The sequence below is a fragment of the Odoribacter laneus YIT 12061 genome, from assembly GCF_000243215.1.
Taxonomy (GTDB): domain Bacteria; phylum Bacteroidota; class Bacteroidia; order Bacteroidales; family Marinifilaceae; genus Culturomica; species Culturomica lanea.
This window is the reverse complement of record NZ_JH594599.1, coordinates 22,576-31,185: the sequence shown is the minus strand read 5'-3', so window position 1 is coordinate 31,185 and position 8,610 is coordinate 22,576. Positions and strand designations below refer to the sequence as shown.

Sequence of the window (8,610 nt, the reverse complement as noted above, 5' to 3'; positions counted from 1 at the left end):
TCTAAATACCATTTTACTGTCTTCTCTATTCCTTCTTCAAATTGCAAACTCGGTTCCCAGCCTAGTTCTTTTTTTAATTTGGTGGAATCTATCGCATACCTCAAATCATGTCCTTTGCGGTCTTTGACATAGGTGATTAATTTGTCAGAGAAGCCGGCGGGATTTCCTAAAAATTTATCCACTGTCCGAATAACCACTTTCACCAGATCAATATTTTTCCATTCGTTAAATCCACCGATATTGTAAGTTTCGGCAATTTTTCCTTTGTGAAAAACGATGTCAATGGCCCGTGCATGATCTTCTACATATAACCAATCCCGTACATTTTCCCCAGTTCCATAGACCGGTAACGATTTCTTTTGACAAATGTTATTGATAAAGAGCGGAATAAGCTTTTCCGGAAATTGATAAGGTCCGTAATTATTAGAACAATTGGTAATAATGATTGGCATTTCGTAGGTGTCGTGAAATGCCCGGACAAAATGGTCGGAAGAAGCTTTGGAGGCACTGTAAGGACTATGCGGGTCGTATTTTGTCGTTTCTGTGAAAAATGATTTATTGAACGAAAGAGCACCATATACTTCGTCGGTAGAAATATGATAAAAAAGTTTGTTCTCCCAATTCCCGTTCCAATATTCTTTTGCAGCTTGCAACAGAGATAAAGTGCCCATTATATTCGTACGGGCAAAGGTAAAAGGATCTTTAATACTGCGATCTACATGACTTTCTGCCGCTAAATGAATAACGCCGTTGATCTGATATTGTGAAAAAATTTTTTGAATATTTTCGAAATCACAAATGTCGGCTTTAATAAAAGTATAATTGGGTTTATTTTCAATATCTTTTAAATTAGCCAGATTACCGGCATAAGTTAGTTTGTCTAAATTAATGATTTGATATTCCGGATATTTGTTAACAAACAAACGAACGACATGAGACCCAATAAAACCGGCACCTCCGGTAATTAATATATTTTTCTTCATATCTTTTTTTCTTTAATTATACCGGACAGATATTGGCCATATTGATTTTTTTCCATAGATAAAGCCAATTCTTGTAACTTACTTTCATTAATCCAACCTTTCTTATAAGCAATTCCTTCTAAACAAGCAATTTTTAACCCCTGCCGTTTTTCAATTACCTCTACAAAAATGGAGGCTTCTGCAAGGGAGTCGTGGGTACCGGTGTCAAGCCAAGCAAATCCTCTGCCCAATAATTGAACTTTTAATTCCTGATTTTTTAAAAATTCCTGGTTTACTGTCGTGATTTCCAATTCTCCTCTGGCAGAAGGTTTGATCGATTTTGCGATATTTACTACCTTGTTGGGATAGAAATATAAACCCACGACAGCATAATTAGATTTAGGTTTTTTAGGTTTTTCTTCAAGACTTAAAACATTCCCGTCTTTATCAAATTCTACCACACCATAACGTTCCGGGTCATTTACATAATATCCGAATACAGTAGCAATCCCTTGATTTTCCGCTCTTTTTAGAGCTTGTTCTAACATCGGTCTGAAACCCTGTCCATAAAATATATTATCTCCCAATACTAAACAAACGCTGTCTTCTCCAATAAATTTTTCACCGATAATAAAAGCTTGTGCAAGTCCATCCGGATGCGGTTGCTCGGCATATTCTAACTGTATTCCATAATCACTTCCATCTCTCAGAAGTCTCTGAAAACCAGGCAAATCTTGTGGAGTGGATATAATTAAAATTTCTCGTATTCCAGCTAACATCAGCACAGAAAGCGGATAGTAAATCATAGGTTTATCATAAATAGGAAGCAGTTGTTTACTTACACCTTTTGTAATAGGATAAAGACGAGTACCAGATCCTCCGGCTAATACAATACCTTTCATATATTTTAATTAAAGTGAATATATTCTTAGGAATGAGAATAAGACGAAATTATATCATCTAAATAGATAAGCTTGTAGTTGATTGATAAGTAAATGAAATTTTGCACTTAAAGTAAAATTTTTAATAATTTTTATGTCAATTCAACTTAAAAAAACGCTCGTTTTTTATGGAAAAATAAAGTTTGAATTTGAATGTTTATAAGGAAGAATCTAAATCAAATATATTGAGGTCTACGCTATAATTTACTAATTTCTCAAATTTGAATTTTGCGCTAATATAGAATGGAAAAGGATATTTAGATACTATATAGGTTAACGATTGTAGAAATAATATACTCTAAATGGTTTTGAAATTTGTTTTTTATATTTAATTTTGCATCCAGAAATAGGTATAAAAACTATTCTGACTCACTAAAGGTGGGACTTACCGGGCGAAGCCATAAATAACAGCTTCAATTTTTAGATTCCGATACTTATATAAGTTAAATTTTTTTCCCATAAAGCAAATGTTATTTGTATTCGGGATGTAAAATTTATGTAAACAAAATTCTAAACTATAAAAAACGAGCATTTTTCTAAGTTAAATTCTGAATAAAATGTTTCCTTTTTTTACTTTAAATAGGATAAGTTAAATAATTAACATTCTTTGAATTAAAGTGAATTTTCTTGCCTTTTTAAAATATAACTTCTTTTTATTTCTATTTAATCATTTCTGGTTTATATGGTAAACAGAATATTAGTTACTGGCGGAGCCGGTTTTATTGGTTCCAATTTATGCGAAGCTCTGTTAAAACAAGGACATTTCGTACGCTGTCTGGATAATTTTGTAACAGGTAAAATTACAAATCTCCTTTCTTTAATAGAATAATATCCTTCTTCCTTCCAATGAATCGTGGGAGACATCTAAAAGCTGGAAAATTGTCGTTTGCATTGGAGTTTTTCCGCAGTGTTACTTTCTAGGAGTGCGTTTTTTGCGTATTGTGCGAGTTCATCCACACATTAATGTCTACCTGCGATTGCTCAATAGACATATAGATTTTCTTTCTGAGTGCGATGGCGTAAAACTCAATCTGTACCGTCCTTGGGTTAAATCCAAAAACTCGTATATCAGAAATATAATAATATTATATAATTGATTTTTAGTAATTTATGGTTATTGAATTATCAACATTTGCAAAATTGGTAAAATATACAAATACTAAAATATTAAAAATATCCTTTAGACTCTAACTCTAACTGAAATTAACAATATAATGAGTCACATCTGCATTTTAAGTGCTGTTAATATAAAGCACATGTCAATGATAAGCTTGTATACCGAATGGTTGCTAAGGGATAATATTGACTTTGATATTATTTATATGGATAAATATGGAGAAAATGAAGATTTTCCTGCAAAAAATAAATATGTCTTTAAAAATATAATTAATCCAAACAATCCTCGATGGTATAAGGCTTTACAATATTGGAAGTTCAAAAAATTTGCAGTTAATATTTTAAATAATAATTACTATGATTTTATAATTGTATGGAATGATGTCGCAATATTCATGTTTGCAAATTATTTGGCTAATAGGTGGAAAGGGAAATATTGTTTAAATATACGCGATTATTGTTATCAGAAAAATATTTTTATATTTCGACGTTTTCAAAAGGTTATAAATAGTTCTGCTTTTACGACAATTTCATCGTTGGGCTATAAAATATTTCTTCCTCCTTATAACTACTTACAGGTTCATAGTTTGAACTTGCCTGTTTTAAAACAAATAATCCCAAGATCATCTCTACGAGAACTCGGTAAACCTATTCGAATCGGGTTTGTCGGCTATGTAAGATTTTACGATATCAATAAACGTCTTTTGGACATCTTCAAAAATGATTCTCGGTTTGAGATGCATTTCTATGGCTCGCATGCTGATGTTTTACGTCAATATGCGGAAGAGAATGGCATTGCTAATACTGCTTTTCATGATTCATTTCCAGTTAAGGATACTGCAAAATTTCTTCAGCGAATAGATATTATTAACAATGTATATGGTAACAATAGTATGAGTTTAGATTATGCATTATCTATAAAATTATATCATGGAGTTTATAGTAGAATGCCAATTTTAGTTTGTCCTAACACATACATGGAACAAATTAGCAAAGAGTATCAACTTGGGTTCACTGTTACGGATTATACTAGCGAAATGAAAGAGAATTTATATGAGTGGTATACTCACATAAATTTTGAAAAATTTAATATGTCTTGCTCTCAATTTATAAATAAAGTTTTACAAGATAATCAAAACTTTGAGAGTGCATACCAAAAATACATAAAAGAGATTTAATGAAAAATATTATTTCTCTTGTTGCTTATATATCTGCAATTACTACTGCATTTTTATGTAGTATAGCTCTTTATGTCACTGATTACGCGAGCTTGTTTTTTTTACCAATTGCCTATTTTTTTGCGTATCAAATTTTGAAAAGATTATATAGAGATAATCCAAGATATAGAATTACGATTTCAGTAATACTTATTTTACTATGGGTAAGAATGGTTTTCATACCATATTATGGCACTATCACTGGTAAATATTATATATCACAATCTGATAGTGCGGAACTAATTCAAACGGCAATACTTTTATCTATTTATGAATGTTTTATAATTTGTGGTACAATTTTCATAATATGTAAGATATCGTTACAGAAATCATTAATGTCAAATCAACCTATATTACGAGGTAATAGAGGTATTTATAGGATTTTAATAATTATCGCTGCGCTGGTATTTATATTCATCGGGCGACATTATAACCTTCTTGAATTTGGGATTAAGTCTGTTGAAGCTGGAGCTGAACGAGAAGGAGATATTGTAGATACTCGTATAATATTAATACGACAAATAGTTAGTTGTGGTTACTTGTTTCTATTTTTCTGCTTAATAGAAAAATATCGAAAAAAATATAATTTATTTCATAACAGAAAGTATATTACTTATGCAATAATACTAGCAGCACTGATGACATGTATAATTATAGGAGAACGTCGAACTGCTCAAGTATATATTGCATTTGCATCATGTTGGTTATTAATTCGAACTTATCCGGATAGTAAACAACGGATTGTTACTATTATTGGCTCTACAGCATTTACAATTCTAACGTTAATGACTGTCTACAAGCATTTCAATGCATTTTTATATGATTCCTATGCAGAAGCACTTCAAAATGCAGCACTTAAAGATGGCATGTCGGCAGGCATGATTGATGCATACTTTTATGGTGTAGACACTATTAAAACAAACCTTAAGTATGCACAATATGCTAATCTAAGCATTTTAAATGTTCTATATGATATAGCCCGTTCTATTTTTGGTGTACATTTTATTTTCAAAAGCGAGATGTTAATGACCTCACAAGCATATAACTCGTATCTATACCAAGGTACACAACTTACCGGATATCTTCTGTCAAGTTCTGGTTATGGCTATATTCATTTGGGCTTCTTGTTCGCACCTATATTTACGAGTATGAATATTTGTATTATGTCTTTTTTAGAAACTCGTATGCGTATATGCAAATCTATTGAAATGTGTTATATACTTGCTTATATCTATATGCGATTTGCATTCGGATGTTTAGGTTCGCTTCCTCCATTAATTGGCGCAAGTACGATGTTCTTGTTTATCAAAGGACTAATTTTTATGACTGCAAAATTATTCACCAAACATAACTATGTTACATAAATTATTATATAGTAAAATTGTTAAATTTATTCTCTATTGTTTCTTTTCGTTGTTTTACAACAAGAAATATCTACGTGGTTATTTTTTTAAGGTAAAAAGACTGGGTTGGTATTGGTGCTTTATGGGATTATCATCTCGACTATGGGGTACAAATAGGCATATTCCTTGGCCCGTAAATCCCAATACAATCGTTTCTAATAGTCACAATATTGAGTTTGATTTAGATAATTTGAACATCTTCCAAACTCCGGGTTGTTATTGGCAAAATCAAGGTGGTAAAATTATTGTTGGAAAAGATTGCTGGATTGCTCCTAATGTCGGGCTAATCACGACCAACCATGATGTCAATAATCCAAATAGACACGTTGAAGGTAAAGATATTATTTTAAAGGAAAAGTGCTGGATAGGAATGAACTCGGTCATTCTTCCTGGAGTGACATTAGGTCCTGGCACAGTTGTAGGTGCTGGTTCTGTTGTAACTCATAGTTTTCCTGAAGGTCACTGTGTAATTGCGGGTGTGCCAGCAAAGTTGATCCGAAATTTACAAAATGAAAAAGAGGCTTAACAACTCTTTCCTTGTCAATATAGCAGTTTTAGCATCAGGATCATTCATCGCACAAGGAATAGGCGCATTAACGATCCCGGTTTTAACAAGAATTTATACTCCGGAAGATTTAGGTTTATATACTTATATTATTTCAATTGCAGCAATCTTTCTTAGTGTTGTAAATACTCGTTATGATGTGTCAATAGTAACAGAACCCGAGGAGCGTAACGTATATCCATTAATTAAGTTATCTTTAATTGTTGGAGGTATAGTAACAATTATAGCATCCATAGGTGGTTATGTCTTTTTCTCATTCAAGGGAATGCCCGGTTATCTATCGATTTACTTATTTGTAATAATAGCATCTTATGCAATCATTAATGTTTTAACAGCATACAATAATCGTCGTAAAGAATACAAGGTTATATCGTCTGTATATGTATTAAGAACAGGTACTCAAAATATTGGAGCAATTTTATTGGGGATATTAAGTCGAAGTATACATTGTCTATTATTACCGTATGCGATAGGTCAACTATTGGGAATTAAGCGACAGATGAAACCTTTGCAAAAGTATTGGCGTGAGGTTATATCAGTGCCTGCAAATAAAGTGAAAGAAGTTGCATTCAAGCATAAAAAACAATTTTATTTTTCAACACCGGCCCTGTTAGCTAATAGTCTTTCATATTCAATAATTACCATATTTATTGAAATGTTATATGGTATGACACAGGTCGGATTTTATTCTATATCAGTACGATTACTTGGCTTACCGTTAGCATTAATCGGGGGGAACGTTTCAAAAGTATTTCTAGAGCAAGCTTCTGCAGAATATAACGAGCATAAACATTTCTCATATTCTTTCAAAAAAACGTTTATACTATTACTTATAATAGCGATACCGATGGTATTAGTCTTGACATTACTTGCGACTCCAATTTGTACATTTGTTTTTGGTAAAGAGTGGGCTGTTGCTGGTAAATATATTGCAATACTTGCACCAATGTTTGGGATACGTTTTATTACTTCAGCAATGTCGCCAGCATTTGTTATAATAAATCGTCAAGGTTTAGAACTCATTTTACAAATGGTATTTCTTGTATGTGGAGTGCTTAGTTATACAATTTCACAAATATACCATCTCGAAATTATTGATTTTGTGACATTAATATCAGCTACCTTCTCAGTGGCATATTTAATTTATTTCCTTGTAATTTATAAATACTCTAAAAAAATAAACTAATGAAAGCATGTTTTATGGGTTTAGGCTATATTGGCCTTCCTACAGCTATTATTGCTGCTAAACACGGTATAAAAGTCACTGGAGTTGATATCAACCCCAAGGTTGTAGAGATGACAAATCAAGGCAAGTTACACATCATTGAACCCGGGCTGGAAGAAATACTTCAAGAGGTAGTAAAATCTGGAGCTTTAAAGGCCTCTACCACCCCTGAAGTAAGTGAAGCCTATTTTATGGTTGTTCCCACTCCTTTTAAAGGTAATCATGAACCTGATATCTCTTATGTCGAAGCCGCAACACGTGCTGTTCTTCCTCTCTTAAAGGAAGGTGATCTATACGTTATTGAATCAACCTCTCCGATAGGGACAACTGAAAAAATGCAACGCCTGATTTTTTCAGAACGTCCTGAGTTAAAAGATAAAATATATATAGCCTACTGTCCTGAACGTGTATTGCCTGGTAATGTAATCTACGAGCTTGTTCATAACGATCGTGTGATTGGTGGTATCAATCCTCAATCAACGAGAGAAGCTATTAAATTCTATAGCCAATTTGTACAAGGCACATTACATTCCACCAACAGCAAAACAGCTGAAATGTGTAAATTAACAGAGAATTCGTCTCGCGATGTACAAATCGCATTTGCTAATGAATTATCTCTAATCTGTGATAAAGCAGGTATAAATGTATGGGAATTAATCAATCTTGCAAATAAGCATCCTCGCGTAAACATTCTTCAACCCGGTTGCGGTGTTGGCGGACATTGCATAGCTGTGGATCCTTACTTTATTACTGCTGAATTTCCAATTGAATCGCAGATAATTGCAAAAGCTCGAGAAATTAACAATTATAAATCATTCTGGTGTGCAGAAAAGGTTCAAAATGAAATGTTAAAATTCGAACTTGAGCATCATCGTAAACCCATAGTAGCTATGATGGGCTTAGCATTTAAACCCAATATTGATGACTTGCGTGAGTCTCCTGCAAAATATATTGTTACAAAGGTTATGCAAAGCTGTAATAATGCAAACATCTTAGTTGTTGAACCGAATGTAAAGAATCATAACGTATTTAAATTGACCGATTATAATGAAGCTTACGATAAAGCGGATATTGTAGTATTTCTCACTGCACACGATTCATTTAAATCACTACCTCGTTGTGAATACAAAATTGTTCTTGATTTCTGTGGTATTTGCAAATAATTGTCTGCTTACTCAACT

At 32.6% G+C, this 8,610-nt stretch carries 7 protein-coding genes and 2 pseudogenes; 6 read left to right on the top strand and 3 right to left on the bottom strand.

The window, feature by feature from the left end:
• Both rfbB and rfbA read right to left on the bottom strand, forming a co-directional pair.
• A partial coding sequence (gene rfbB, locus HMPREF9449_RS15460; protein WP_009138206.1) for a dTDP-glucose 4,6-dehydratase occupies positions 1-983 on the bottom strand: 983 nt, incomplete at its 3' end.
• Positions 980-1,864 (bottom strand): glucose-1-phosphate thymidylyltransferase RfbA, encoded by an 885-nt coding sequence (gene rfbA / locus HMPREF9449_RS15455; RefSeq protein WP_009138205.1) that lies wholly within the window; start codon positions 1,862-1,864, stop codon positions 980-982. The genes rfbB and rfbA, both read right to left, overlap by 4 nt.
• 721 nt (positions 1,865-2,585) lie before the next feature.
• Here rfbA and HMPREF9449_RS16325 point away from each other — a divergent pair.
• Positions 2,586-2,729, top strand: a pseudogene (locus HMPREF9449_RS16325) (NAD-dependent epimerase/dehydratase family protein); the annotation flags it as partial.
• A 94-nt stretch (positions 2,730-2,823) separates the two neighbouring features.
• Here the strand turns inward: HMPREF9449_RS16325 and HMPREF9449_RS17065 are convergent.
• A pseudogene (locus tag HMPREF9449_RS17065) lies at positions 2,824-2,946 on the bottom strand (IS481 family transposase); the annotation flags it as partial.
• Positions 2,947-3,225: 279 nt separating this feature from the next.
• Between HMPREF9449_RS17065 and HMPREF9449_RS15445 the strand changes: the two are divergent.
• The 5 genes from HMPREF9449_RS15445 to wecC are packed head-to-tail and all read left to right on the top strand — an operon-like array spanning position 3,226 to position 8,592.
• Positions 3,226-4,197 carry a glycosyltransferase family protein gene (locus tag HMPREF9449_RS15445; RefSeq protein ID WP_147640232.1) on the top strand — a complete coding sequence of 324 codons (972 nt, stop codon included), beginning with the start codon at positions 3,226-3,228 and terminating at the stop codon, positions 4,195-4,197.
• The gene (locus tag HMPREF9449_RS15440; protein ID WP_009138201.1) at positions 4,197-5,600 is read left to right on the top strand and encodes a hypothetical protein; all 1,404 of its coding nucleotides are present in this window, start codon (positions 4,197-4,199) and stop codon (positions 5,598-5,600) included. The genes HMPREF9449_RS15445 and HMPREF9449_RS15440 overlap by 1 nt, the downstream gene beginning before the upstream one ends.
• A complete protein-coding gene (locus HMPREF9449_RS15435; protein ID WP_009138200.1) occupies positions 5,590-6,165 on the top strand; it encodes an acyltransferase in 576 nt (191 codons plus the stop codon). The genes HMPREF9449_RS15440 and HMPREF9449_RS15435 overlap by 11 nt, the downstream gene beginning before the upstream one ends.
• Positions 6,149-7,390: an oligosaccharide flippase family protein gene (locus tag HMPREF9449_RS15430; RefSeq protein ID WP_009138199.1), complete on the top strand. Its 1,242-nt coding sequence runs from the start codon at positions 6,149-6,151 to the stop codon at positions 7,388-7,390. Before HMPREF9449_RS15435 ends, HMPREF9449_RS15430 begins: the two co-directional genes overlap by 17 nt.
• Positions 7,390-8,592, top strand: a complete 1,203-nt coding sequence (gene wecC / locus HMPREF9449_RS15425; protein ID WP_009138198.1) for a UDP-N-acetyl-D-mannosamine dehydrogenase — start codon at positions 7,390-7,392, stop codon at positions 8,590-8,592. Before HMPREF9449_RS15430 ends, wecC begins: the two co-directional genes overlap by 1 nt.
• The last annotated feature ends 18 nt before the right edge of the window (positions 8,593-8,610 follow it).

What these genes read in the sequence shown, in the direction of transcription:
- HMPREF9449_RS15445 (WP_147640232.1), top strand. Translation starts at nt 3,226, where the DNA reads ATGGATAAATATGGAGAAAATGAAGATTTTCCTGCAAAAAATAAATAT.
- HMPREF9449_RS15440 (WP_009138201.1), top strand. Translation starts at nt 4,197, where the DNA reads ATGAAAAATATTATTTCTCTTGTTGCTTATATATCTGCAATTACTACT.
- rfbA (WP_009138205.1), bottom strand. Translation starts at nt 1,864, where the DNA reads ATGAAAGGTATTGTATTAGCCGGAGGATCTGGTACTCGTCTTTATCCT.
- HMPREF9449_RS15435 (WP_009138200.1), top strand. Translation starts at nt 5,590, where the DNA reads ATGTTACATAAATTATTATATAGTAAAATTGTTAAATTTATTCTCTAT.
- HMPREF9449_RS15430 (WP_009138199.1), top strand. Translation starts at nt 6,149, where the DNA reads ATGAAAAAGAGGCTTAACAACTCTTTCCTTGTCAATATAGCAGTTTTA.
- wecC (WP_009138198.1), top strand. Translation starts at nt 7,390, where the DNA reads ATGAAAGCATGTTTTATGGGTTTAGGCTATATTGGCCTTCCTACAGCT.